The following is a 24989-nucleotide window of genomic DNA, read 5'->3' as shown; positions in this document are numbered from 1 at the left end:
GCGTTCAGCCGCCGGAGGTGTCCAGTTCCGCTTCCTCGGTGATGCCGGCGCAGTCGTAGGGGTCCTTCAGCCAGCCGTCCGGCAGGACCACGCGGTTGTTGCCGGAGGTGCGGCCGCGGGGGCCGTCGGCGCCGGTGGGCCAGGGCTGGTCGAGGTCGAGTTCGTCGAGGCCGGCGCGGAGTTCGGCCAGGGACGAGGTGATGGCGAGACGCCCCCGCATCTCGCTGCCGACCGCGAAGCCCTTCAGGTACCAGGCGACGTGCTTGCGGAAGTCGACGACGCCCTTGGACTCGTCGCCGATCCACTCGCCCAGCAGCGTGGCGTGCCGGACCATGATGTCGGCGACCTGGCGCAGGGAGGGCTTCAGGACGTCCTGCTCGCGGCCCTCGAAGGCGGCCACCAGGTCCGCGAACAGCCACGGGCGGCCCAGGCAGCCGCGGCCGACCACGACACCGTCGCAGCCGGTCGCGCGGACCATGCGGAGCGCGTCCTCGGCCGACCAGATGTCGCCGTTGCCGAGGACGGGGATCTCCGGCACGTGCTCCTTGAGGCGGGCGATGGCCTCCCAGTCGGCGGTGCCGCCGTAGTGCTGGGCGGCGGTGCGGCCGTGCAGGGCGATCGCCGTGACGCCCTCCTCGACGGCGATCCGGCCGGCGTCGAGGTAGGTGATGTGGTCGTCGTCGATGCCCTTGCGCATCTTCATGGTGACGGGCAGGTCACCGGCGCCGGCCACGGCCTCGCGGAGGATCGCGCGGAGCAGGTTGCGCTTGTAGGGGAGGGCGGAACCGCCGCCCTTCCTCGTCACCTTCGGGACCGGGCAGCCGAAGTTCAGGTCGATGTGGTCGGCCAGGTCCTCGTCCGCGATCATGCGGACGGCCTTGCCGACGGTGGCCGGGTCGACGCCGTACAGCTGGATCGAGCGCGGCTTCTCGGTCGCGTCGAAGTGGACCAGCTGCATGGTCTTCTCGTTGCGTTCGACCAGCGCCCGGGTCGTGATCATCTCGCTGACGAACAGCCCCTTGCCGCCGCTGGCCCCAACCTTTGCTTCGCCTCCGGCGAAGGCTTCGCCTTCGGCGAAGTGCCGACACAGGGTCCGGAAGGGCGCGTTGGTGATCCCCGCCATGGGGGCGAGGACGACCGGCGGGCTGACGGTGTGCGGGCCGATCTGGAGGGGCGACGTGGGCTCGGGCATTCCCCCATTGTCCCGTACGCGGCGCGGTGCTCGTCCGGCGCTCGTCGTACCTGTGGACAACCGCCCCTCCCGCACCGCCCGTCATGATCATGTAGCACTCATTAGTTAGACGCACTATCGAAGCGGGCGTACGATGGGGGCCATGCCCGAGCTGAGCCCCCGCCGACGCATGCTCGTCCTTGCCATCTGCTGCATGAGCCTGCTGATCGTGAGCCTCGACACGACCGCCCTCAATGTCGGACTGCCGTCCATGCAGCGCGAGCTGCACGCCTCGACGGCGGGTCTGCAGTGGACGATCGACGCGTACACACTGGTCCTGGCCTCGCTGCTGATGCTCGCGGGGTCGACGGGCGACCGGGTCGGCCGCAAGAAGGTCTTCATGACCGGCCTGGTCGTCTTCTCGATCGGCTCGCTACTCTGCTCCCTCGCGCCGAACCTGGACTCGCTGATCGCGTTCCGCATGATCCAGGCGGTGGGTGGCTCGATGCTCAACCCGGTCGCCATGTCGATCATCACCAACACCTTCACCGACCCGCGCGAGCGGGCCCGGGCGATCGGCGTGTGGGGTGCGGTGGTCGGCATATCCATGGCCGCCGGACCGCTGGTCGGCGGCCTGCTCGTGGAGTCGGTCGGCTGGCGGGCGATCTTCTGGGTCAACATCCCGGTGGGTCTCGCGGCCGTGCTGCTGACGCTGCGCTTCGTGCCGGAGTCCCGGGCGCCGAAGGCCCGCCGCCCCGACCCGGTCGGCCAGGTCCTGGTCATCGCCCTGTTCGGCTCCCTCACATACGCGATCATCGAGGCGCCGACGGCGGGCACCGGCACGGTCCTCCCCTTCGCCGCGGTCGCCCTGGCCGCTCTGCTGGGTCTCCTCTGGTACGAGCCGAGGCGCGACGAACCCCTGATCGACCTGCGCTTCTTCCGCTCGGCGCCGTTCAGCGGCGCGACCGTGACCGCGATCAGCGCGTTCGCCTCGCTCGGCGGCTTCCTGTTCCTGTCCACGCTCTACCTGCAGAACGTGCGCGGCCTTGACGCCCTGCACGCGGGCCTGTGGATGCTGCCGATGGCGGTCCCGATGTTCCTGTGCGCCCCGCTGGCGGGCCGCCTGGTCGGCAGCCGGGGACCGCGCCTGCCACTGGTGATCGCCGGTATCGCGATGACCGCCAGCGCGGTCCTGTTCGCCGCGTTCGAGGCGGAGACCTCGGACACCACTCTCTTCCTCGGCTACGTCCTGTTCGGCATCGGCTTCGGCTTCGTGAACGCCCCGATCACCAACACGGCGGTGTCGGGCATGCCCAGGACCCAGGCGGGCGTGGCCGCCGCGGTCGCCTCCACCAGCCGCCAGCTGGGCCAGACCCTGGGCGTCGCGGTGATCGGCGCGGTGCTGGCCTCCGGGATCGGCTCGTCGTCGTACGCCGGCAGGTTCGTGTCCGCGGCCCGGCCCGGCTGGTGGATCCTCGCGGGCTGCGGCCTCGCGGTCCTGATCCTCGGCGCGGTGACAAACGGCCGCTGGGCCCGCGCGACCGCCGAGCGGGCCGCGCAGCGCCTGGAGTCACCGGAGATCCGCGCGGCCGCGGGGACCGCGGAGCGGGTCTAGACCCTGTCGTCAAATTCCCGCCTGCCCCGCGACGCCATGCACGCACCTGACGCCGCGGAGCCGCCCTCCGGGCGACGACGGGAATGTGACGACAGGACCTAGAGGCATTGCCCTGAAGCGGTGTCAGGGCCGTGCTGGAAGATAGGGGGGTGCCACTCCCCTACGTCTACCGCGTGACCAAGTACGACCCCGCCGACCGCGACGAACACGGGCACTACACCGGCGCCGAGGACACCGTCAGCGATCACGGCGAGATCGAAGCGGCCTATCTTCGGGCAGTCGAGGCGTTCGCCGTGGAGGCCGGCATCGACCGCCTGTGCGTACGCGAGCCGCAGGTCCCGTCCCTCACGCACTTCGGTGCCGAGCGGCCCCTGGCGGACTTCGGGCTCGACGGACTCTTTCCGACCGGCCTCGCCGGCTTTCATGACGGGGCGGAGGTGCCGCTCGGTGTCGGGCTGGAGCTGGTACGGGTCATGCTGCGCGACGGCGGCGCATGGTGCCGGCTGGAGGTGGAAGGCGTCATCGCGGTGCACGTCGGATGGGACCAGTACGTCTACATCGGCAGCAGCCACCCCTGCACGAAGGCACTGGCACGGACCCGCGCACTCGGGCTGTTCCCGGAACGTCTGGATGCCTCCCCGTACGACGTCGAGACCGGCGCGGAAGACGTCCAGCGGCCGGCCGACGACGACTTCTGGGCCGCTCTGCACTGGGCGGTCGCCATCGGACGCGCCGGAATCCTGGAGGAGGCCTACATCGAAGGTGGTTCACGATGGCACCGCCTCGCCCTCGACACCCTCGACACGGTTCGCGCCGGGCTGGCTCCCCGTGCCCGGCTGGCCGTGTGGCCGGACCTGTCCTCCGACATCGACGCCGTCCTCGGTGCCCTCCCCGTCGAGGGTCTCGTCGAGTATGTCTGGCAGGACCGGGACGGCCGGATCCACAGTGCTGTCGCTGACGGGGACGAGTCCTCGGAGCCGGCGCTCCGGACAGCCCGTGCCGGCGCTGCAGCGCTCCTGTCCGTGTATGCCGATGAGCGCATCCCTCTGTTCACCGCTGTCCTGCCCGACAGCGACGGAGCGGTACGGGCCCGCTGGCGGACCGAACCGACGCCGAGCGACCGGAACTGGGCCTTTCTCAAGACCCTTCACCTCGGTGAGATCGTCACCGGCACGGTGACCCGCATCGCCGACTTCGGCGTCACTTTCGTGGACATCGGCGGCTTCGAAGCGATGATCAATATCCCCGAGCTGTCATGGCGTCCCGTCGACCACCCCTCCGACATCGTCTCCGTCGGCCAGGAGATCAACGCTGAGGTTCTCGACGTCGACCTGGTCCGTGAACGTGTGTCACTGTCCCTCAAAGCCCTGCACGAAGATCCGATGCGGCTGCTGACAGGCCGGATCGGTCAGACGATCGTCGGCCGTGTCACCAGACTCGTACCGTTCGGCGCCTTCGTACGCATCGAAGAGGTGGAGAACGGTTTCGAGGGACTGGTACACAACTCCGATCCGACCGACGCGCACCAGGACAGCCCTGGACCCGGCATCCAGGTCGGTGACACTCTGCCGGTCAGGATCCTGGACATCGACATGGTCCGGCGTCGTATCACCCTTGCCTGGGCGGGGGCCGTCACCTGACTCACCGGACATGCCTCAGGCATCAGGGGACCGATCGGCCTCTCCGGTCCTGGAGTCCGAAGCCCCGCCGGACCGATGGCACCCGCAGCCACACCGACGGATCAGCACCAGTCCGTTGGAGTGGGGCAGCGGCACGTCCGTGATCTGCCTGCACACGCGGTGCACCTCTTCGTAGCCGGCCCGCTTCGCCAGTGTGCACTCGGCGGACAGGGTCACCTCGTCGGAGACCGGCGCGCTCATCCGCACCCCCGCCGGAGCACGTCGGCGAGCCGCAGCGCGACGTCTGCACGTACTCGCCCCAGGTCGATCAGGTTCAGGGCGGGGGAGGCGGTGTCCGTCCCCAGCGACGGCAGGACGATCCCCGCCGCCGCCAGCGCTCCGCGCAGTACGCCGACCGCCTCGACGACTTCGGTCGTGCCGGGCTTCTGTGCAGTGGTCATGAACTCAGCGTCGGCTGAGGGAAGTTCCAGCGACAGCGGATATTCGCCGATATTCTGACATGGCGACGGCTTATGCACGGACTTTCTCACGCGGTGGCACGCGAGGCGTAGCAGGCGAGCAAACGATGACGCGAAGCTGGTGGAGACCTGAGGGCACAGCGTGATCCACACCCGATGAGAGGGACATGATCATGAGGCGATTGCGCTTCAACGGCACGGGCAGCGGCGAGGGCGGCTGCCCGTCCGTGCACGAGGACGCGGACAGCGGCGAGATCATCGTTCACGGGCCGCCGCTCACCGACCCCGAGGACATCGCACAACTGCGGCACCTGAGCGAGGGAGAAGTTCCGATCGTCGTACCTCGCGAACTCATCGCGGACTGGGGGCCCAAGGACGTGACGCGCAACGCGAGGATCGTCGACCTGGACGCGTTCGGACAGCTCTTTGAGCGGTTCGAGCACACCGCCTGGCGGTTGGAGACCCGGCGCCGGTACGCCTCCGACGAGGCGACCGACACATGGGCACAGTTCGTCCGGGGTGAAACGCCGACCTGGGATCTGAGCACCCCGTATTCCGTGACGATCCGCGAGAAGACCGCGGGCGGCGCACGAGTCGGACGCGTGCGCCTCGTCGACGATCCCGCCACCCAGGGGCAGCGTTACCTGCTCGCGTACGCGGAGAAGAACACCGCCCTGGGCGAGGACATCCGCAATCTCTCGCGCACCGAAGCGGATCGCCTGAATCTCCCGTCCGAGGACTTCTGGCTCTTCGACTCCCGGCTGGTGGCACTTCTCAACTTCACCGACGATGACGAACTGGTCGACGTCGAGCTGATCACCGAACCGGCCGAGGTGGTCACGTACGCCATGGTCCGGGACTCGGCCATGCACCACGCTGTCCCGTACCGGGATTTCCTGGCCGACATGAGCACCAGGGAGCAGTGAAAGGACCGGTGAGCACCGACTTCCAGCAGGCCCGCGCGGCGCTTGGTGAGCGTCTGCGAGAGCTGCGCGAGTCCGCCCCCGGCGGTCGGCTCACCGGCACCGTCCTCGCCCAGCGGCTGGGCTGGCCCCAGTCGAAGATCAGCAAGCTGGAGAACGGCAAACAGACGGCCACCGCCGACGAGCTCCGGGCCTGGGCCGAGGCCACCGGCCGGCCCGAGGCGGACGGGGAACTCCTCGCCCGCCTCCGGGGGCTCGAGTCCCACATCCGCAGTTGGCGGCGCCAGCTCGCCGCAGGCCACAAGGCGGTCCAGGACGCGCACAACGAGGCTCAGGCGCGGGCGGCGGTGCTCCACGCCTGGGAGTCGTCGTGGATCGTCGGCGTGCTCCAGACGCCCGACTATGCACGGGCGATTCTCACCCGATTCACCGAACTGCACGGCTCGGTACGGGACATCGAGGCGGCCGTGCGCTCCCGGATGAAGCGTCAGGAGGGGCTCTACCGCGCAGGCCGCAAGTACCACATTCTCCTCTGGGAGCCCGTGCTGAGTGCCTTGATCTGCCCGCCCTCGGTGCTCGCCGCACAACTCGACCGGCTCGCCGGTGTGATCGGCCTGGACACCGTCGAGCTCGGAATAGTGCCCATCGGCGCCGCTCTGAAGATCCCGCCCGGCGGCGGCTTCTGGATCTACGACGAACAACAGGTCGTCGTAGAGAACTGGCATGCCGAGCTCTGGCTCGACGACGCGGACAGCGTCGCGACCCACTTCAAGGTCTGGCGCACCCTGCGGGAGTCGGCCGTGTTCGGCGCGGACGCCCAGAACCTCGTCCACCGCGCCCGCCGGACCCTCGACCTCACCTGACACGCGGGAGGGCCTCACAGGGCCTTGCCCGGGTTGAGGATCCCGTGGGGGTCGAAGGCCTGCTTCACGCGGCGTTGCAGTGCGTGGGCGGCCGGGCCGAGTTCGTCGGCGACCCACTGGCGCTTGAGGACGCCGACGCCGTGTTCGCCGGTGAGGGTGCCGCCCAGGCGCAGGGCCAGCGCGAAGATCTCGCCGGCCGTCTCCCAGGCCGCGTCCGGCAGCCGGTCCAGGGCCGGGTCGACCACGATGATCGGGTGCAGGTTGCCGTCGGCCGCGTGGGCGATGGTGAAGACCGGTGTCCCGTGGCGGGCCGAGATGGCGCGGATCTCCGCGGCCGCCTCGGCGAGCCGGGAGCGGGGTACCGCGATGTCCTCGATGAGGGGGCGGCCCAGGCGTTCCAGGGCGGGGAGCGCCCGGCGGCGGGCGGACAGCAGGGCTTCCGCCTCGGCGGGGTCGGCGGTTGTGCGCACGCTCGTGGCCAGGGGGGTCAGGACGTCCGCCACCGCCTGCGCCTCGGCGGCCGCCCCGGCGCCGTCGCACTGCACGATCAGCAGGGCGGCGCCGTGCTCGCGCAGGGCCGGGTCGACGGCCGCCAGGACCGGTCCGTCGAGCAGTTCCGCGAGGGCCGGGACCACCCCTGCGCGCGCGATGGCGTACGACGCCTGCGCCGCCGCCTCGAAGGTGGCGAAGTACGCGGCGAGTGTCGCCGTGGCGGCGGGCAGCGGGCGCAGCCGCAGCGTCGCCGAGGTGATCACCGCGAGGGTGCCCTCCGAGCCGGTCAGGAGCCCGGTGAGGTCGTAGCCGGTGACGCCCTTGACGGTACGGCGGCCGGTGGCCACCACCGTGCCGTCCGCGAGGACCGCCTCCAGGCCCAGCACGCTGTCCCTGGTCACGCCGTACTTGGCGCAGCGCAGGCCACCCGCGTTGGTGGCGATGTTCCCGCCGATCGTGGACAGGGCGGCGCTGGCCGGGTCGGGTGCGTAGCGCAGTCCGTGGGCGGCCGCCGCTCGGTCCAGCTCCGCGGTGATCACGCCCGGTTCGACGACCGCGAGCTGGTCCTCCGGGGACAGTTCGAGGACGCGGTTCATCCCGGACAGGTCCAGGACCAGGGAGCCCTCACCGGCCGTCGCCCCGCCCGACAGGCCGGTGCCCGCGCCCCGGGGAACCACCGGCACCCGCAGCGCGTGCGCGTGCCGCAGGGTCACCGTCACGTCCTCGGTGCGCCGCGCGTGTACGACGGCGAGCGGCAGCCCTTCGGGGTGGGTGCCGGAGCGGTCGGTGGCGTGCGCGGCCAGCGTGCGGGGGTCGGTGGCCAGCCGGTCCGGCGGCAGGTCGCGGGCGAGCAGGCCGAGCAGCCGGGCGGGGGCGGTGGTGGTGGTGTCGGTGACGGTCACGAGTTCAGAGCCTTCGTTCCGATCGTGAGCAGGGTGATGTCCTCCTGGGGGGCGTGCACCGGCGCGCACTGGATGTCGCGGAAGTGCCGCTCCAGGGGATTGCCGCGCGCCAGCCCGGGGTTGCCGAGCAGGCGTACGGCCAGTTCGACCGCCCGTACCGCGTGCCGGTCGGCCAGCACGCGCGCGCCGAGGGCCTGTTCGGGGGTGTACGAGGTCTCGGCCGCGTCGACCCGGGCGGCCCCGTCGAACACCAGCTGCTCGGCGGCCGTGAGGAGCACCTCGATCTCGCCGGCCGTTCTGCGGAAGCGTTCCGTGCGGGCCACCGGGTGGCCGAGGTTGGCGGGCACGCGCGTGCGCGCGAACGTGTGGAAGAAGGCCTGCGCCGCCCTGGCCACGCCCAGGTACAGCGCCGCCAGCGGGAGGTGCAGGGCGGCGCCCGCGCGGTTGTCCTGCTCGGCGGCCGGGCCGTGCGGGCCGATGCCGATGACGTGCTCGTACGGCACCTCTACGGCCCGGAACGTCACGTCGTGGCTGCCGCTCGCCCGCAGGCCCAGCTGGTCCCAGCGGCCGGTGACCTCGATACCGGGTGAGTCGCCCGGCACCAGGAAGGTGCCCACCCTCGGCTCCGGTTCGTCGGTCGTCGCCCACACCAGGAACCAGTCCAGGCCCTCCGCACCGGTCACGAACCTCTTCGTGCCGCTGATCGACCAGCCGTCCGGGGTGCGGCGGGCGAGGGTGGCCGGGAGGCCGCCCCGCGCCGGAGAGCCCAGTTCGGGCTCCACGCGCGCGTGGTTGACGAGAACCGGGCGCTCCGCGGACTCCTTCAGCACGCGCGCGTAGAGCGCCTCCGGCCAGTGCGGGCGGGCCGCCTGGCGGGCGTGGGTGGCCAGGGTCATCGCCGTGATGAGGGCGACGGAGGGGTCGCCCCGGCCGATGGTGTGCAGGATGCGGGCCGTCTCCTCGACGCCGGCGCCCCGGCCGTCGTACTGCCGGCCGATGGTCGCGGTGAGCCAGCCCGCCTCGTGGACCAGTTCCAGGGACTCGGCGGGGAAGTCGGCGGAGCGGTCGTAGCCGGCAGCCAGTCCGGCTATGCGGTCCACTGCGGTCTCGGTGATCTCGGCGGTCACAGGGCCTTCTTCAGGTCGGCGTCGAGGGCCGTGGTCCAGAAGGACTTCACGTCCAGGCGGGAGGGCAGGGCGCCGAGTTCGGTGAAGGCGTCGGCCACCTTCTGCTGGGAGGCGATCGCCGTGTCGTCGACCGTGCGGGCCTGGGTGGGGCGCTGCTTCTGCTGGGCGGTCAGGTCCTGTTCGGCCTGGGCGACCGGCTGGTGGGTGTTCTGCGAGATCACCTTGGCGAAGGCGGCCTCGTGGCCGTCGCGGACGTACGCGTACGCCTTGGTGATCCGGGCGATCAGGTCGGCCGCCGCCGTCTTCTCGGCGGAGCTCTTCAGGACGCTGTCGCGGGCCGACCAGAGGAAGTTGCCGGACAGGATGTCCGCGCCGGAGCCGACGGTCGTGGCGCCCTGCTGGTGGGCGGTGATGATCGAGGTGCCGTAGGAGGCGAAGGCGTCGATGGAGCCGCCGTTGAGGGCCGCCAGGCCGTCGTTGGGGAGGAGGGGCTTGGCGTCGATGTCGGACCAGGTCAGGCCCGCCTGCTTCAGCAGTTCGTAGAGGAAGTAGTGGGCGGTGGTGTTCTTGACGTAGCCGACCTTCCTGCCCTTCAGGCCCGCGATGTCGGTCACCTTCGAGCCCTTGGGTACGACGACCTCCTGGTTGAGGGTCGAGCCCCGCTGGACGGCGACGACCTTGAAGTTCGGTCTGCCGTCGGCGGCCGAGAAGACCGGCGGGATCTCGCTGGAGGAGGCGAGGTCGAGGGCGTTCGCGCGGACGGCCTGCAACTGCTGGTCCCCGCCCTGGAACACGCTCCACTTCACCTTGTAGGGGGTGTCGTCGAGGTGGGCGAACTTCAGGACCGCCTCCTCGACCTTCCAGCCGGTGGCGCCGACCCGGAGGGTGACGTCGTGCTCGGAGTCGGCCTGGGCGCTGCCGCCGCAGGCCGCTGCGAAGGGCAGCAGGAGGGCGGTGAGCAGGGCGGCGGGCGCGCGCAGGGCGCGGGGCAACAACACGGGGTCTCCATGGGGTACTCGCAGAGTCGACGGGGGTGTCAGGCGGCCGGGGCGGTGGCTGCGCGGTGGGCCAGTTCCTGGCGGACCAGGGGGAGGATGTGCCGGGCGTAGTCGATGGCGTCGTTGAGCGGGTCGTAGCCGCGGATCGACAGCAGGTCGCAGCCGATGTCGACGTAGTCGAGGAGGGCCTGGGCGACGGTCTCGGGGGTGCCGACGAGGGCGGTGGAGGCGCCGGCCGCGTTGGTGGCGACGGCGGGGGCGGTCCACAGGCAGCGGTCGTGGACCTCGCCGCGCTCGGCGATGTCGAGCAGCCGCTGGGAGCCGACGTTCGCCGGGCGGCCTGCGGTGCGGTAGTGGCGGAGCAGTTCGGTGTTGCGGGCCTGGTCCTTGAGGACGCCGAGGGTGCGGTGCGCCTTCTCCCAGGCGAGTTCCTCGGTCGGCGCGATGATCGGGCGGAAGGAGACCCAGATCCGGGGGTGCGGGCGGCCGGCCGCGTCGGCGACCGCGTTGACGGCGGCGATCTGCTCGGCCGTCTCCTTCAGCGGCTCGCCCCACAGGCCGAAGATGTCGCCCTGCCGGCCGCCGACCCGGTAGGCGTCCTGGGAGGAGCCGCCGACGGAGACCGGGACCAGGCCGTGCACCGGCTTCACGTCCGAGTAGTAGCCCTCGAAGGTGAAGTACTTGCCGTGGTGCGAGACCGGGCCGTCGGCCTGCCAGACCTTCCGGAGGATCTGGATGTACTCGTCGGAACGCTCGTACCGCTCGGCCTTGTCGAGGTAGTCGCCCTCGCGGCGCTGCTCCTCGTCGTTGCCGCCGGAGATGATGTGAAGGGTGAGGCGGCCGTCGCTGATCTGGTCGAGGGTGGCGAGGGCGCGGGCCGCGTGGGTCGGGAAGATCACGCCGGGGCGGTGGGCGAGGATCGGGCGGACGCGCTCGGTGTGGGTGGCGACGAACTGGGCTACCTGGAAGGCGTCCGGGGAGGCCGAGTGGTAGGCGACCAGGGTGTGGTCGAAGCCGCCGTCGTCCAGGGCGCGGGCGTACCTGCGCAGGTGGTCGACGTCGAGACCGGTACGGCTGGAGGCGGCGGGTCCTGAGGCTCCGGCGTCGGTGTGGACGGCGCTGATGAACTCGACAGGCATGAAGACTCCCGTGACTGCTCGGGGCTGCTTGAGAAGACTCGTGGCTACTTGAGGAGAGAGGTGTCGGCGGACTTCGCCACGTCGACGTTCGGGTCGAGGACGCCGATGCCGTTCATGAGGTCGGCGACGCCCTGGACGGTCGTGTTCACGTCGGAGGTGATCGGCAGCACCTGGCTGTACGCGGCGGAGGCCAGGGTCCTGGCGACGGTCGCGTCGGCGCCGTTGCGCTGCTCGATGGCCTTGGCGTACGCGTCCTGGTGGGTGCTGGTCCACTTCAGCGCCGTACCGAGGCGCTTGAGGAAGTCGGACAGCGCGGCCTTCTTCGAGGTGTCCGCGAGGGCCTTGTCGGAGGCGTTGACGAAGCCGATGCCGCTGACCCGGCCGTCCGCGCCGTCGACGAGCAGCCGGCCGCCCTGCTCCAGACCGACGGCCTGGTAGACGCCGAAGGTCGCCCAGATCCTGATCTTCCCGGAGGCGAAGGCGGCCTGCGCGTCGGTCGGCAGCAGGTACTGCACCTGGACGTCCTTGTAGCTGAGCCCGTTCTGCTTCAGCACGTTGGCCAGCAGGTACTCCGAGACGCTGCCCTTGGCCGAGGAGACGACCACCTTCTGGCCCTTGAGGTCCTTGACGCTGTCGATGCCGGAGTCCTTGCGGACGACGATGCCGACGTGGGTGCCGTCGTTCTTGAGCGCGGCGATGTTCTTCAGCTTCACCCCGCCGCTGAGCGCCTGCAGGGCGGGCAGGTCGGCGGAGTAGCCGGTGTCGGCGGCGCCCGCCTGAACGGCCTGGTAGAGCGGGGCGGCGCCTTCGAACTCGGCCCACTTCACCTTGTACTTGGCGCCCTTGAGGGCGTCGGAGGCGGCGACGATCGTCTGCAGGGTCTTGGCCTGGTCGCCGATGGTGAGGGTGACCTGCCCCTTGGAGGAGGCGTCGGCCGAGGAGTCCGCGCCGCAGGCGGACAGCGCCAGCAGGGCGAGGGCGCTCAGCACGGCGGTGGCGGCAGTGGTGGCGGTGGCGGCGAGTCTGCGGGTTCCGCGTATGGCGCGTGTCACGAGGGGGTTCCTTCCAGGGTGCGGGTGACGCCGAGCCAGCCGAGCAGCCGGGCGCGCAGGGAGACGAAGTCGGGGGTGGTGAGGTCGCGGGGGCGGGGCAGGTCGACGGTGAGCTCGTGGGCGATCCGGCCGCCGTCCATCACCAGCACCCGGTCGGCGAGCAGCAGCGCCTCCTCCACGTCGTGGGTGACCAGGAGGACCGCGCAGCCGTGCGACTGCCAGAGTTCGGCGACGAGTTGCTGGACCTTGCCGCGGGTGAGGGCGTCGAGGGCGCCGAACGGCTCGTCGAGGAGCAGCAGTTCGGGCTCCCGGACCAGGGCGCGGGCCAGCGAGACCCGCTGGGCCTGGCCACCGGAGAGGGTCTTCGGCCACACCCCGGCACGGTCGGCGATGCCCACCTCGTCCAGGGCCTTCGCGGCGAGCGCGCGGTCGGGACGGCCGGGCAGGCCGAGGACGACGTTGCGCCACACCTTCAGCCAGGGCAGCAGCCGGGGCGACTGGAACGCGGCGCTGCGGCGCACCGGCACGGTCACCTCGCCGCCGATCTCGTCGTCGAGGCCGGCGAGGATCCTCAGCAGCGTCGACTTGCCGCAGCCGCTGTGCCCGAGGAGGGCCACGAACTCGCCCTCACGCAGGTCGAGGTCGAGATCGTGCAGGACGGTGTTGCCGTCGAAGGCCCGGGAAAGCCCGCGTATCTCCACACTGTTGGCCATGGTGCTCACGCCTCGCCCTCGAAGTTGGCCCGCCAGGTCAGCAGGCGGCGGGACAGGATCCGTACGGCGAAGTCGCAGGCCAGTCCGAGCAGGGCGTAGACGACGAGGCAGAGCACGATGACGTCGGTGCGGAAGTACTGCTGGGCGTTGCTCATCAGATAGCCGAGGCCCGCGTCCGCGTTGATCTGCTCGGCGAAGACCAGGGCCAGCCAGGCCGTCGACAGGGCGTACCGGAGTCCCACGAGGGCACCGGGCAGCGCGCTCGGCAGGATCACGTACGTGATGAGGCCGAGCCGGCCGAGGCCCATCATGCGGGCGGCCTCGACGAGTTGGGCGTCGGTGGAGCGGATGCCGCCGTAGATGTTGAAGTACAGGGGGTAGGTGACGCCGAGTGCGACCAGGGCGATCTTCGGGGTCTCCTCGATGCCGAACCAGACGATGAACAGCGGGATCAGACCGACCCAGGGGATCGCCCGGAACATGCCCATCGAGGAGTCGATGACGTCCTCGCCGAGCCGGAACAGCCCGGCGAGGAGGGAGAGGACAAGGGCGACCGTGGCGCCGATGAGGAAGCCGATGGCGGCCCGGCGGCCCGACGCGGCGATGGCGCGGGGCAGTTCGCCGTCCTTGGTGAGGTCGACGGCCTGCCTGAGCACGTCCATCGGGGAGGCCAGCACGGACTCCGGGAGGACGCCGGTGGCGGAGGCCAGGAACCAGAGCAGGACCAGGCCGACCGGTCCGGCGGCGCGGCGCACGGAACGGGGCACGGCCGGCCGACGGCCCTGCCGGACGGTGCCGCGGATCGTGACCCGCCCGGCCGTCGGCGCGGCCTGCGGCGCGGGAACGGCGACCTTCAGCGATTCGGTGGTCATGAGGAACCCCCCACGGAAGCCCCCACGGAACCCTCCGCGGAGCCCCCCACGGAGGATCCCCGCACGGCAGAGAGCAGCCCGGACGGCAGGGGTCCCGTCGCCACCGGGCGGTCGGGATCCGCGGACCACGCCGACCAGGAGCCGGGGAACAGGACCGCCTCGAACCCGGCGATCTCCAGGGCCGCGATCTGGTGGGCGGCGGTGACCCCGGAGCCGCAGTAGACGCCGATCCGTGCGGCCGCGCCCGCGCCCGCCTTCTCGAACCGTTCGCGCAGTGCGTCGGCGGGAAGGAAGGTGCCGTCGGCGGCGAGGTTCTCGCCGGTCGGCGCGGAGACCGCGCCCGGGATGTGCCCGGCCCTCGGGTCCACCGGCTCGACCTCGCCCCGGTACCGCTCCCCGGCCCGCGCGTCCAGCAGCAGCCCGTCGGCGGCGAGTTCGGCGGCGCCGTCGGCGTCCGTGACCGGCAGCGCACCCGCCCGGAGTACGGCGTCTCCGGGCACCGGAGCGGCCGGGATCCCGGTCTCCAGCGGCAGCCCGGCCGCCCGCCAGGCGCCCAGCGCCCCGTCGAGGAGCGTGACGTCGGTGAGGCCCGCGTATCGCAGCAGCCACCAGGCCCGTGCGGCCGCCGTGTTGCCCAGGTCGTCGTGGACCACGACGGCCTGCCCCTCGCGCACGCCCCAGCGCCGTACCGCGGACCGGAAGGTGTCGGGGTCGGGCAGGGGATGGCGGCCGTCCCGCGGCGAGGGCGGTGCGGCCAGTTCGGTGTCGAGGTCGACGTAGACCGCGCCCGGGATGTGCCCTTCGGCGTAGTGGTCGCGGCCGTGCGGGTCGCCCAGTGCCCAACGGACGTCGAGGACGGCGGGCGGCCGGTCGGAGCCGAGCAGGTCGCGCAGCTCTGCGACGGTGGTCAGGACCCGGCGGCTCATGCGAGACCCTCCGCGATCAGAGGCAGCTCGGGCGAGAGACTCAGGCGCTCCAGGAACAGCACGACGGTGGCGGCGGCCGTGCGGTGCAGGGCGTCGTTGAGGACGTCGTGGCGGCCGCCGGTGAACTCCACCAGGTGGGCCGGGGAACCCGCGTAGGCCGCGCGGGCCGCCGCCAGGGGGCTGACCGTGTCGTCCTTGCCGTGCAGGGCCAGTACCGGCACCCGTACCCGGTCCAGGCGGAGTTCCGGCAGGTCGGGTGTGGTGTCGAGGGCTCCGCGCCGGAACGCGGGGTCGCCGGTCAGCCGGCCCTGGTGGGTGGGGCAGCCGGTGCGCGCCTCGATCTCCGCCTCCCAGCTGCCCGCCGTCCAGGGACCGGTGGGCAGCCCGGCCAGGATCAGCGCGTCGGCGCCGGAGGCGGGCTCGGCGGCCAGCTCCACGGCGTACCGGGCGCCGGTGTCCGAGCCGACCAGGACCTTGGGGCCGGACAGTGACTCGTCGGCGAGGAGTTTGGCGGCCTCGTCGAGGACCGCCGGGTCGGCGACGGGGTCGCCGAGGGCGCGGACGCGGTAGGCGTCGAAGGCCAGCCGGCGGCCGAACCGCTCGTACACACCGCCGTGTTCACCGCGACCGGCCAGCACGATCAGCGTGCCGCGCGCGGCAAGGCCTTCGGGTTCGTCCCAGGAGAAGGGCATGAGGGGGCAACTCCCGTTCCGGAGCAGGGGGAAAGAGAAAAAGGGGAGGAGAGGCGGCCGTCACCGGCACGTGTCAGCCACGGGGCGATTTCGGTGGGGGCAGCGGAAGGACGCGCGTACGCGCGGAGGAATCAGCGACAGCGGGCGCTGCACGCCACGCCGAAGTCGATGACTCGGCGCTGCGTCAGAAGGGCAGCCGTGGCGGTCGCGAACATGGGTCCATCATGAGCGGCGGTGACCGAACGCGTCCAACGATGATTCCGCATCGAAACCGATCAGGGATCGCGATCGGTCGGGGAAACGGCTACCGTCACCGCTATGTCCCGACCCGTCCTCGACATCGTGGCCCTGCGCAGCCTGACCGCGGTCGCCGACTGCGGCGGCTTCCACCGGGCCGCCCGCGCGCTCGCCCTCAGCCAGTCGGCGGTGAGCCAGCACGTGCGCAAACTGGAGAAGGCGCTGGGACACCCCGTGGTCGAACGCGAGGGCCGCGGCACCCGGTTCACCCCCGAGGGCCGCCTGCTGCTCGAACAGGCCCGGCGCATCCTCGCCGTCCACGACGAGGCCGTGCGGGTGCTGCTGGACGCGGACGGCGACACCGTCACCATCGGCTCCACCGAGCACGCGGCGGACCAGTTCCTGCCCCGGCTCACCGCCGCCGTCCAGGAAGTACGGCCCGGCTGCCGGGTCCGGTACCGCATCGACCGTTCCGCACGGCTGGTGGAGGCGGTCGAGCGGGGCAGCGTGGATGTGGCGGTGTACGTCACCGAGGCCGCCGCCACCGAGGGCACGCCCGTCGGCGGTCTTCCGCTCTCCTGGCACGCGACCCCCGGCTGGCGGCGGCCGGACGCCCCCTCCCCCGTGCCGCTGATCGCCATCGAGGAGCCCTGCGCGATCCGCCGCCGGGCCATCGCCACGCTCGCCGCGCAGGGCGTGCCGGCCACGGTCGTGGGCGACGCCGGCTATCTCGCGGGCGTCCTCGACATCGCCCGCACCGGGCAGGGCGTCGCCCTGATCGCCGCGGTCGGCGGGGCCCCGGACGGCCTGACCCGGTACGACGGCCTGCCCGCCGTCACCCCCATCCCGATGAGCGCCCTCGCCCGCCCCGGCGCCGACCCCACGACGGTACGGGCCGCGTTCGCCGCCGTCCGGGAGCTGCTCGGCGGGGCGGCGGCGGACGGGATCTGACGGCCGCTGTGTCACGGAGACGGCGGGCCGTGGTCAGCAGGAGGCGATCGAGCGGCGGTGCCGTGCCAGGACGGCCTGCCGCAGGGCGCCCAGGACCAGCGACTGGAGCAGCGCCGAGACGACGACCGTGCCGATGAAGAACCAGTTCGGGGTGTCCGTGCGCCAGGCCGTCCGGCCGAGCGCCGAGAGCAGCGGGTACACCGGGAACGTGACCAGGGGCGGCCAGAGCCAGGCGCAGTCGGAACCGTGGTCGTCCGCGTCGCCGGCGTCGACGACGGCCTTGGCGATGACGACGGCGACCAGGACCAGGTAGGCCACCGAGAGGCGGTTGGTGAGCATCAGCCGGACAACGGTGCGGGCCGGGCCGGTTTCCATCGTCGTCTCCCCCGTGGCCGGTCGTCGAGTTCCCTCTCCCCTACTGCATCGTGGGGGCAGGACCGCGCCCCGGTCCTGAGTACGCGTACTCAGTTGTGCGAACTGATTCCCTTACCCAGGTCAGGAGTTCGACGATGCCGCCCGTGCCACGTCGTACAGCCTCTCCAGCCGCTCCCGCGTGCCGTCGTCCGCCGGGACGTAGGTGACCATCCGCGCCCCGGACCCCGGGTTCAGGAACAGGTCCGTGTGTTCCAGGGTGAGGAGGCCGACGTACGGGTTGAGGAACTGCTTGGTCCGGGTACGGACGCCCACCACCTCGTACCGCTCCCAGTTGGCGCGGAACTCCGGGGATTCCGCCGTCAGCCGCTTGACCAGCATCTTCCAGGCCGGCTCGCCGAGATGACCGGCCATGGAGGCGCGGAGCTTCGCGGCCATCAGCCGGCGGGTCTCCTCCAGGTGCACGATGGAGCGCTGCCACTCGGGGTGGGTGTACACGAGGATCATGCAGTTGCGGTCCTCGGGCGGGACCGCGTCGAGGTCGCACAGCAGCCGGGCGTAGGTGCGGTTGTAGGCGAGGATGTCGTAGCGGCTGTTCTGCACGCAGGCCGGGAGGGGTTCCAGGGCCCGGAGCATCTCCTGCAGCGCCGGGGTGACGCCCGTGCAGCTCGCGGCCGGGGTCGGGTCGACGGCACCGGACAGCTGGAAGAGGTGGGCGCGCTCGCTGCCGTCGAGCATCAGGGTGCGGGCGAGGGCGTCCAGGACCTGGACGGAGACCTGGATGTCCCGGGCCTGTTCGAGCCAGGTGTACCAGGTGACGCCGACCGCGGAGAGCTGCGCGACCTCCTCGCGGCGCAGGCCGGGCGTGCGGCGGCGGGTGCCGCGCGGCAGGCCCACCTCCTCCGGGGTGATCCGCTCACGGCGGCTGCGCAGGAACGCGGCCAGCTCGTGCCGACGGATGTCGGCACCCCGGCCCGGGGCGGGGGCCGCCTGCTGCCGAAGGGGCGTCGTCTCCTGCGCCGTGGTCGTCATGCATCCAGCCTGCCGCGTCGCCGATCCTGTTGCCAGGTACTTCTACTACCAGGAGAAGGAGACTCTGGTACCAGTCTCGGGGAGACCGCAGGCTCGGTGCATGACCGAAACCGTCACCACCGCGAACGTACGGTCCCCGGCCGCGCCACCGGCGCTCGGCGGCGCCGGACTGTTCACCGTCCTGCTGGCCGCCGCCCTTCCCCTCATCGACTTCTTCATCGTCAACGTCGCCCTGCCCACCATCGGCGCCGACCTGCACGCGGGCGAGGCGGTCCTGGAACTCGTCGTCGCCGGGTACGGCGTCGCCTACGCCGTGCTGCTGGTGCTCGGCGGCCGGCTGGGCGACCTGTTCGGGCGCCGCCGGCTCTTCCTCGGCGGCATGGCCGCGTTCGGGCTGACCTCGCTGGCCTGCGGACTCGCGCCCAGCGCCTGGACGCTGGTGGCGGCCCGGGTCGCCCAGGGCGCCGCGTCCGCCGCGATGCTCCCGCAGGTCCTCGCCACCATCCAGGCCGCCACCGCCGGCGGCCGCCGCGCCCGGGCCATGAGCCTGTACGGCGCCACCGCCGGCCTCTCCATGGTGGCCGGGCAGATACTCGGCGGGGTGCTGGTCGCCGCCGACATCGCGGGCACCGGCTGGCGCTCGGTGTTCCTCGTCAACGTGCCGGTCGTGGTCGTCGGGCTGGTGCTCGGCGCCCGGTTCGTGCCGGAGACGAAGTCGCAGAAGCCCCAGCCCGTCGACGGACCCGGGACCGTGCTGCTCGCCGCCTCCCTGCTGGCCCTGCTCGCCCCGCTCACCGAGGGCCGGGCGGCGGGCTGGCCGCTGTGGACCTGGCTGTCGCTGGCCGCGTTCCCGGGCGTGGCCGTCGCCCTCTACGCCGTGGAGCGCCGCGCCGACCGCGCGGGCCGTACACCGCTGGTGCCGCCGAGCCTGTTCGAACTTGCCTCGCTGCGCCGGGGCCTGGTGCTGATGCTGCCGTTCTCGATCGGGTTCAGCGGGTTCATGTTCGTGATCGCCGTGGCCCTGCAGAGCGGGGAGCATCTGGGTCCGGTCGCGGCGGGCATGGCGCTCGCCCCGATGGCGGTCGTCTTCCTGTTCGTCTCGCTCGCCGGGCCGCGGCTGATCGCCCGGTACGGCAGCCGGGTGGTGACCGCCGGGTCCGTGATCCAGGCGGTCGGCATCGTCCTCATCGTGCTCGCCGCCCGGCGGGACTGGCCGCACCTGGACTTCACCGCGCTGCTCCCCGGGGTCGCGATCGCCGGCGCCGGCCAGGCCCTGCAACTCCCCAACGTGCTGCGGCTGGTGATGTCGGAGGTGCCGCCCGCGCGGGCCGGGGTGGGCAGCGGCGTGATGGTCACCACCCAGCAGTCCGCACTCGCCCTCGGCGTGGCCACCCTGGGCACCCTGTTCCTCTCGCTGGTCCCGCACCAGGGCATGCGGGACGCCCTGGTCACCACCCTGCTGGTCCAGCTGGGCCTGGTGGTACTGACCGGCCTGCTCAGCCTCCGCCTGCCCCGCACGGTCGGCTGAGCAAGCGCCCCGAAGGGGCGCTGGGGGTCCCCCCGGCCGAAGGCTGGGGGAGGAACCGCACGCCCAGCCACGACGGCGCCTCAGACGAACAACAACCCGTCCCGGCGCCACCAGCGGAGCTAACCGCCCAGTTCGAACCACACGATCTTGCCGGTGCCCAGCCGGGTCGTGCCCCAGCGCCGGGCCAGCCGGTTCACCAGGTACAGGCCCCGCCCGTGCTCCTCGTCGGGCGAGGCCCGGCGCAGCCGCGGCAGCTGCGGCACGTCGTCGCCGACCTCGCAGCGCAGCACGTCCGTGCGCAGCAGCCGCAGGCTGATCGGGCGGGAGGCGTGCCGTACGGCGTTGGTGACGATCTCGCTGACCAGCAGCTCCGCGGTGTCGGTGAGGTCCTCCAGGTCCCAGCCGGCCAGGGCCTGCCGGGTGAACCGGCGGGCCCGGCCGGGGGCGGTGTCCTCCGGGTCCAGCGTCCAGTACGCCACATCGCTCGGCGCGATACCGTCGAAGCGGGCGGCGAGCAGCGCGATGTCGTCGTCCCGGTCGCCCGGGCCGAGCATGTCGAGGACCTCGTCGCACAGAGCTTCGAGCGGCGGCGGCCGGTCGGGGCCGGTCAGCTGGGCGGTGACGGCGAGCTTCTCGCGCAGCTGCTCGATGCCGGTCCACACGTCGCGCAGCCGGGACTCCACCAGGCCGTCGGTGTAGAGGAGCAGGGTCGCCCCGGCGGGCGCCTCCAGCTCCACCGCCTCGAAGTCGATGCCGCCGACGCCGATCGGGGCCCCCGGCGGCACCGAGAGGACCTCCGTCTTGCCGCCGGGGTGCAGCAGGATGGGCGGCGGATGACCGGCGTTGGCGACGGTGATGCGGTGCGAGACCGGGTCGTAGACGACATACAGACAGGTCGCCATGCGGTCCGTGCCGAGCCGCTGGGCCTGTTCGTCGAGGTGGTGCAGGACCTCCTGCGGGGGCAGGTCGAGGCCCGCCAGGGTCACCGCGGTGGTGCGCAGCTGGCCCATGACGGCGGCCGAGGTCATGGAGTGCCCCATGACGTCGCCGACGACGAGGGCGACCCGGCTGCCGGGCAGCGGGATGGCGTCGTACCAGTCGCCGCCGACGCGGGCGGTCTCGGCGGCCGGGAGGTAGCGGAACGCCAGCCGGGCGCCGGTGGGGCGGGGCAGGGCCTGCGGCAGCATCGCGCGCTGCAGCCGGTCGGCGATGAAGGCCTCGCGGCTGTACAGCACGGCCTTGTCGACGCCGAGCGCGGTGTGGGTGGCCAGCTGGGCGGCGACCAGCAGGTCGGCGGGCTCGAAGGCCGGGCGCTCCGGGCGGCGCAGGAAGACCACGGCGCCGGTGACCCGGCGGCGGCCGCGCAGCGGGGCGAGAATCGCGTGCGAACCGGCCCAGCCGTTCAACGCGCTGTCCTCGCCGACGAGTTCGCCGAGCGCGGCGCGGGTCGCCCGGTCGTCGGCGAACACCGGCCGGACCCCGCGCAGGACCTCGGCGAGCGCGCCGCCGGGCACCACCTCGCTCCAGTCGCCGGCGTCCAGGTCGTCCTGCTCGTCGTCGACCGTCTCGGCCGGCCAGACCAGGCCCTCGGCGCCGGGGCCCTTCATCCGGTCGGTGCGGCGCAGCCGCAGCACGGCGGGGCCGGTGGGGCGTTCGTCGCCGACCGGCAGCGGGTCGCGCAGGTAGACGAGGGCCGCGTCGGAGTACGTCGGTACGGCGGCCCGGCACAGGCCGAGCACGATCTCGTCGGTGTCGAAGCCGCGGGCGATCCGCCGGGTGGCGGCGCCGACGTAGCGCAGCCGGTCCTCGTCCGGGGCCTTCGGCACGGCGGAGGCGACGGGATCCGCGGCGGTGTCCTCGCTCACGCCGAGCGCGGTCTGCGCGCACAGCGCGTCGGCGAGGGCGATGTCGTCCGCCACGAAGTCCTCCCGGTCCGGTCGCCGCAGGAACACCGCGAGGCCGACGACCGCGTCGGGCGCGCGCAGCGGCGCGAGCAGTACCCGGTCCCCCTGCGGCAGCCGGGGACCCTTCCCCAGGAGCTCACGGAGCGCCTTGTCGACGTCGTCGTCCGCGCCCCTGCCCCGCGTTCTGCCGCAGCGCAGGAACCCGGCCAGCACACTGTCGGGCGGCACCTGTGCCGTGGCCGGGGGAATCCCGCCCATGACACCGCCGAGTTCGGCCGGCGCCCCGTCCAGCAGCAGGGTCAGCGGCGCGCCCCGGTCGGACCGGCGGTCCGCGAGGTAGACGAACGCGCCGTCCGCGAGGTCCGGTACGGTCGACAGGCAGAGTTCCCTGACGACCTGGGCCGCGCCCTCGGCGCGCGCGATCCGGCGGCCGGAGACGGCCAGGAAACGTTGAGGATCCGGCAGCATTCGCCTCTCCGTGCCGGTGGCCGCATCAGGAAGTCAGCAAGGTCGCTCTCATCTTGAGCCAGGGTCAATTTTCTGTCCAGGGTTTCCGCCGGTACACCAAGTCCGGTTCCCGGTCCGACGGTTGGGTCGCGCAGGTCCAAAGGCCCGCGCAGCGACCGCAATCGGACCCTCGGACACGGCTTGGCCAACTCGGTGTGAAGAAATCCCCGTTGATGTTGGTCTTGCTGCACACTCCTCCCGTCGACACGTGCCGAACGGCAGAACGGGCACATACTCCGGAGGCGTTATGTCACAGATCGACTCGAGCAAGGTGAGCCGGTGGGACCAGCACGGACGGGAACATACGGTTCGGGTGCAGCGCACCGGTATCCAGCGGACGATCAGGTGTGACACCTGCGGCTGGAAGCAGAGCGCGCAGTTCCTGCCGTGGCTGAAGGCGGAGGAGCACCTGGCCGAGGCGCACCAGGCCACCGTGGATCCGGCGGGGGCGCAGCCCTCGCGATGACTTTCCGCCGGGGTGGGAGTCGTACAGACGACCGCATCCGAGGGAAGGACGACCGATGACCGTGACCGCGCTCCGGGCGACCCTGCGCCGCCATGTCGAGGAGGGGACCGTTCCGGGGGCCGTCGGGCTCGTCGCCCGTGGCGCGGACGTCGAGGTGGTGGCCGTCGGCGACATGGATGTCGAGGGGTCGGCGCCGATGGCCCGGGACTCGGTGTTCCGGATCGCGTCGATCACCAAGCCGATCACCGCGGCGGCGGTACTGATGCTGGTGGACGAGGGCCGGATCGGGCTCGGCGACCCGGTCGAGAAGTGGCTGCCGGAGCTCGCGGAGCCGATGGTGGTGCGGACGCCCACGAGCCCCGTCGAGGACGTCGTGCCGGCGGACCGCCCGGTCACCGTCGAGGACCTGCTCAGCTTCCGCACCGGCTGGGGCCTGGCCGCCGACTTCTCGCTGCCCGCCGTGCAGGCGCTGACCGCGGTGCAGCAGCACCACATCCCGTTCCGGGACTGGCCGGACCCGGACACCTGGCTGGGTCTGCTCGCCCGGGTGCCGATGCTGCGCCAGCCGGGCGAGGCCTGGCTGTACGGCACCTCGTCCGCGCTCCAGGGCATCCTGGTCGCCCGGGCGTCGGGCCGTACGTTCCCCGACTTCCTCGCGCAGCGGCTCTTCGAGCCGCTGGGCATGCGGGACACGGCGTTCGAGGTGCCGGCGTCGAAACGGCACCGCTTCACCTCGTCCTACCACCCGGCCGGCGACGGCACCCTGCGTCTGTCGGACACCCCGGACGGGGACTGGAGCGGGCTGCCGCGCTTCCCCTCGGGCGGCGGGGGCCTGGTCTCCACGGCCGACGACTGGCTGGCCTTCGCCCGGCTGCTCCTGAACGCCGGGGCCGCCCCGGACGGCCGCCGGCTGCTGACCCCCACCTCGGTCAGCCGGATGACCACCAACCACCTCACGGCGGCCCAGCGCGACGACGCCACCCTCTTCCTGGAGGGCCAGGGCTGGGGGTACGGCGGCCAGGTCGACGTGACCCCGGCCGACCCCTGGAACGTCCCGGGCCGGTACGGCTGGGTCGGCGGCACCGGCACCACCGCCCATCTGGTCCCCACCACCGGCACGGTCACGGTCCTGATGACCCAGGCGGCCATGACGGGCCCGACGCCGACCCCGCTGATGCGGGACTTCTGGCGGGTTACGGCCTAGCCCGCCCCGTTGCGCCGTTCGGGTGACACGGGACGGGGTGAATCGCGAGGTCAGCGTGCATATCGCGACCTGCGGACTTTACGGATTCGAAGGGCGGTCCGCGCCCGTCGCGGAACCGCCCGGACCGCCGTTCGGGTCGCCGCCCGGCGCGACCCGGCCAAGCCTGGATGAGTCCTCGTCCCCTTCGACAGGAGCTCTGCCATGCACCGCACCCACCGCCGTCCGGCGTCCCGCGCCCTCGCCGCCGGTGCCCTCTCGCTGGCCCTGCTGTCGGCCGGCAGCGCCGGCGCCTTCGCCACGGAGGCCAAACCGAAGCCGAGCCCGTCCCCGTCCGCCATGGCCTCGATCACCATCAAGCCGAGCGCGACCTCGGTCAACGCCGGTGGCTCGGTGACCTTCACCGGCCGCACCCAGGGGCTGAAGGTCGGCTGGCCGCTGGTGCTCCAGCACCAGAAGGCCGGCAAGTGGATCCCGCTCAAGGCGACCACGAAGACCAAGAACGGCAGCTCCTACTCGCTGACCGCCAAGCTCAACACCGTGGGCACCGAGCATCTGCGGGTCTCGGCGGTCGGCAAGAAGGTCTACTCCCCGGCCGTCACGGTCAACGTGACCTGAGACCGCCTACCAGCAGTTCCACCAGCGAGGCGAAGTCCGCCTCGGCCTCCGGCCGCTCCCACTCGCGCGCGTAGCCCGGGTCGTGGAAGCGGCCGGTGGCGTGGAAGACGGCACGGGCCGCGGCGGCGGGGTCGGAGACGGTGAACGCGCCCGTCCCGACCCCGTCCCGGACGATCTCGGTGAGCTGGCCGGTCAGGTCGGCGATATGGCCGCCCACCGCGGGGCCGTTCTCCTCGACCAGCACCATGTAGGTGGCGAACAGCTCCGGGTCGGCGCCCGCCTTACGGCGCTTCGCCTCGAACAGGGCCCGCAGCCAGTCGCGCAGCCGGGTCTCCGGGTCCCGGTCCTCGGCCACGATGCCGGACAGCGCGGCCGAGGTGCGGTCCAGCCACCGCTTGGTCACCGCCTCGCGCAGCGCCGCCTTGGTCCGGAAGTGCCGGTAGACGCTGCCGTGGCTGACCCCGAGCGCGCGGGCCACGTCCACCACGGTGGCCTTCGCCGGGCCGTGCCGGCGCAGCACTTCCTCGGTCGCCTCGAGGATGCGCTCGGCGGTCAGGGTCGGGGTCGGGGACGTCGCTGCCATGGCCTAG

Annotated in this window: 24 protein-coding genes; 9 read left to right on the top strand and 15 right to left on the bottom strand. The window is 72.3% G+C overall.

Features of this window, described 5'->3' with window-relative positions:
• Positions 1-4: 4 nt before the first annotated feature.
• On the bottom strand, positions 5-1192 hold the full coding sequence (dusB, locus tag ACFZDK_RS43670; protein ID WP_390981451.1) for a tRNA dihydrouridine synthase DusB: 1188 nt from the start codon (positions 1190-1192) through the stop codon (positions 5-7).
• A 142-nt stretch (positions 1193-1334) separates the two neighbouring features.
• Here dusB and ACFZDK_RS43665 point away from each other — a divergent pair, with 142 nt between their 5' ends.
• Both ACFZDK_RS43665 and ACFZDK_RS43660 read left to right on the top strand, forming a co-directional pair.
• A complete protein-coding gene (locus ACFZDK_RS43665) occupies positions 1335-2786 on the top strand; it encodes a DHA2 family efflux MFS transporter permease subunit (RefSeq protein ID WP_390981449.1) in 1452 nt (483 codons plus the stop codon).
• A gap of 149 nt (positions 2787-2935) precedes the next feature.
• Positions 2936-4426, top strand: coding sequence for a S1 RNA-binding domain-containing protein (locus tag ACFZDK_RS43660; RefSeq protein ID WP_390981447.1), 1491 nt, complete (start codon positions 2936-2938; stop codon positions 4424-4426).
• A 236-nt stretch (positions 4427-4662) separates the two neighbouring features.
• On the opposite strand, the gene ACFZDK_RS43655 is transcribed toward ACFZDK_RS43660, so the two are convergent.
• On the bottom strand, positions 4663-4866 hold the full coding sequence (locus ACFZDK_RS43655) for a hypothetical protein (RefSeq protein WP_390981445.1): 204 nt from the start codon (positions 4864-4866) through the stop codon (positions 4663-4665).
• 188 nt (positions 4867-5054) lie between these two features.
• Here ACFZDK_RS43655 and ACFZDK_RS43650 point away from each other — a divergent pair, with 188 nt between their 5' ends.
• Both ACFZDK_RS43650 and ACFZDK_RS43645 read left to right on the top strand, forming a co-directional pair.
• Entirely contained in the window at positions 5055-5810 is a 756-nt protein-coding gene (locus ACFZDK_RS43650) for a DUF6879 family protein (RefSeq protein WP_390981705.1), read from the top strand.
• An 8-nt stretch (positions 5811-5818) separates the two neighbouring features.
• Positions 5819-6670 carry a Scr1 family TA system antitoxin-like transcriptional regulator gene (locus tag ACFZDK_RS43645; protein ID WP_390981443.1) on the top strand — a complete coding sequence of 284 codons (852 nt, stop codon included), beginning with the start codon at positions 5819-5821 and terminating at the stop codon, positions 6668-6670.
• A 14-nt stretch (positions 6671-6684) separates the two neighbouring features.
• On the opposite strand, the gene ACFZDK_RS43640 is transcribed toward ACFZDK_RS43645, so the two are convergent.
• From ACFZDK_RS43640 to ACFZDK_RS43600, 9 genes are read right to left on the bottom strand one after another with little or no spacing between them, the layout of a single operon-like run.
• Positions 6685-8064 carry an FAD-linked oxidase C-terminal domain-containing protein gene (locus ACFZDK_RS43640; RefSeq protein ID WP_390981441.1) on the bottom strand — a complete coding sequence of 460 codons (1380 nt, stop codon included), beginning with the start codon at positions 8062-8064 and terminating at the stop codon, positions 6685-6687.
• Positions 8061-9191, bottom strand: a complete 1131-nt coding sequence (locus ACFZDK_RS43635; protein WP_390981439.1) for an acyl-CoA dehydrogenase family protein — start codon at positions 9189-9191, stop codon at positions 8061-8063. Before ACFZDK_RS43635 ends, ACFZDK_RS43640 begins: the two co-directional genes overlap by 4 nt.
• The gene (locus ACFZDK_RS43630) at positions 9188-10189 is read right to left on the bottom strand and encodes an ABC transporter substrate-binding protein (protein WP_390981437.1); all 1002 of its coding nucleotides are present in this window, start codon (positions 10187-10189) and stop codon (positions 9188-9190) included. Before ACFZDK_RS43630 ends, ACFZDK_RS43635 begins: the two co-directional genes overlap by 4 nt.
• 38 nt (positions 10190-10227) lie before the next feature.
• Complete coding sequence (locus ACFZDK_RS43625; RefSeq protein ID WP_390981435.1) at positions 10228-11328, bottom strand: LLM class flavin-dependent oxidoreductase; 1101 nt, start codon at positions 11326-11328, stop codon at positions 10228-10230.
• A gap of 44 nt (positions 11329-11372) precedes the next feature.
• Entirely contained in the window at positions 11373-12380 is a 1008-nt protein-coding gene (locus tag ACFZDK_RS43620; RefSeq protein WP_390981433.1) for an ABC transporter substrate-binding protein, read from the bottom strand.
• Positions 12377-13093 carry an ABC transporter ATP-binding protein gene (locus ACFZDK_RS43615; RefSeq protein WP_217554108.1) on the bottom strand — a complete coding sequence of 239 codons (717 nt, stop codon included), beginning with the start codon at positions 13091-13093 and terminating at the stop codon, positions 12377-12379. Before ACFZDK_RS43615 ends, ACFZDK_RS43620 begins: the two co-directional genes overlap by 4 nt.
• A 5-nt stretch (positions 13094-13098) precedes the next feature.
• The gene (locus ACFZDK_RS43610; protein WP_390981430.1) at positions 13099-13965 is read right to left on the bottom strand and encodes an ABC transporter permease subunit; all 867 of its coding nucleotides are present in this window, start codon (positions 13963-13965) and stop codon (positions 13099-13101) included.
• Positions 13962-14891 (bottom strand): rhodanese-like domain-containing protein, encoded by a 930-nt coding sequence (locus tag ACFZDK_RS43605; RefSeq protein ID WP_390981429.1) that lies wholly within the window; start codon positions 14889-14891, stop codon positions 13962-13964. The genes ACFZDK_RS43610 and ACFZDK_RS43605 overlap by 4 nt, the downstream gene beginning before the upstream one ends.
• Positions 14888-15583 carry an alpha/beta hydrolase gene (locus tag ACFZDK_RS43600; protein WP_390981427.1) on the bottom strand — a complete coding sequence of 232 codons (696 nt, stop codon included), beginning with the start codon at positions 15581-15583 and terminating at the stop codon, positions 14888-14890. The genes ACFZDK_RS43605 and ACFZDK_RS43600 overlap by 4 nt, the downstream gene beginning before the upstream one ends.
• 318 nt (positions 15584-15901) lie before the next feature.
• Here ACFZDK_RS43600 and ACFZDK_RS43595 point away from each other — a divergent pair, with 318 nt between their 5' ends.
• Positions 15902-16771 carry a LysR family transcriptional regulator gene (locus ACFZDK_RS43595; RefSeq protein WP_390981424.1) on the top strand — a complete coding sequence of 290 codons (870 nt, stop codon included), beginning with the start codon at positions 15902-15904 and terminating at the stop codon, positions 16769-16771.
• A gap of 33 nt (positions 16772-16804) precedes the next feature.
• Here the strand turns inward: ACFZDK_RS43595 and ACFZDK_RS43590 are convergent, their stop codons facing one another.
• Together ACFZDK_RS43590 and ACFZDK_RS43585 are read right to left on the bottom strand one after the other, a co-directional pair.
• On the bottom strand, positions 16805-17146 hold the full coding sequence (locus tag ACFZDK_RS43590; protein ID WP_390981422.1) for an SCO4225 family membrane protein: 342 nt from the start codon (positions 17144-17146) through the stop codon (positions 16805-16807).
• A gap of 120 nt (positions 17147-17266) precedes the next feature.
• Entirely contained in the window at positions 17267-18175 is a 909-nt protein-coding gene (locus ACFZDK_RS43585) for a helix-turn-helix domain-containing protein (RefSeq protein ID WP_390981420.1), read from the bottom strand.
• A gap of 100 nt (positions 18176-18275) precedes the next feature.
• On the opposite strand from ACFZDK_RS43585, the gene ACFZDK_RS43580 reads away from it, so the two are divergent.
• Positions 18276-19703 carry an MFS transporter gene (locus ACFZDK_RS43580; protein WP_390981418.1) on the top strand — a complete coding sequence of 476 codons (1428 nt, stop codon included), beginning with the start codon at positions 18276-18278 and terminating at the stop codon, positions 19701-19703.
• A gap of 119 nt (positions 19704-19822) precedes the next feature.
• Here ACFZDK_RS43580 and ACFZDK_RS43575 read toward each other — a convergent pair whose 3' ends face one another.
• Positions 19823-22075: a SpoIIE family protein phosphatase gene (locus tag ACFZDK_RS43575; RefSeq protein ID WP_390981416.1), complete on the bottom strand. Its 2253-nt coding sequence runs from the start codon at positions 22073-22075 to the stop codon at positions 19823-19825.
• 286 nt (positions 22076-22361) lie between these two features.
• Between ACFZDK_RS43575 and ACFZDK_RS43570 the strand changes: the two genes are divergently transcribed.
• The 3 genes from ACFZDK_RS43570 to ACFZDK_RS43560 all read left to right on the top strand — a co-directional run bounded on the left by ACFZDK_RS43570 (position 22362) and on the right by ACFZDK_RS43560 (position 24399).
• Entirely contained in the window at positions 22362-22580 is a 219-nt protein-coding gene (locus tag ACFZDK_RS43570) for a hypothetical protein (protein ID WP_355710723.1), read from the top strand.
• Positions 22581-22635: 55 nt separating this feature from the next.
• The gene (locus ACFZDK_RS43565) at positions 22636-23784 is read left to right on the top strand and encodes a serine hydrolase (RefSeq protein WP_390981414.1); all 1149 of its coding nucleotides are present in this window, start codon (positions 22636-22638) and stop codon (positions 23782-23784) included.
• A 201-nt stretch (positions 23785-23985) separates the two neighbouring features.
• Entirely contained in the window at positions 23986-24399 is a 414-nt protein-coding gene (locus ACFZDK_RS43560) for a hypothetical protein (protein ID WP_390981412.1), read from the top strand.
• Here the strand turns inward: ACFZDK_RS43560 and ACFZDK_RS43555 are convergent.
• Complete coding sequence (locus tag ACFZDK_RS43555; protein WP_390981410.1) at positions 24386-24982, bottom strand: TetR family transcriptional regulator; 597 nt, start codon at positions 24980-24982, stop codon at positions 24386-24388. The two genes, ACFZDK_RS43560 and ACFZDK_RS43555, sit on opposite strands and share 14 nt — an antisense overlap.
• Positions 24983-24989: the final 7 nt, after the last annotated feature.

It is taken from the genome of Streptomyces sp. NPDC007901 (genome assembly GCF_042959465.1).
Lineage (GTDB): Bacteria > Actinomycetota > Actinomycetes > Streptomycetales > Streptomycetaceae > Streptomyces.
Note: the sequence above shows the minus strand (reverse complement) of the source record. Positions and strands in the feature narration are given on the sequence as shown.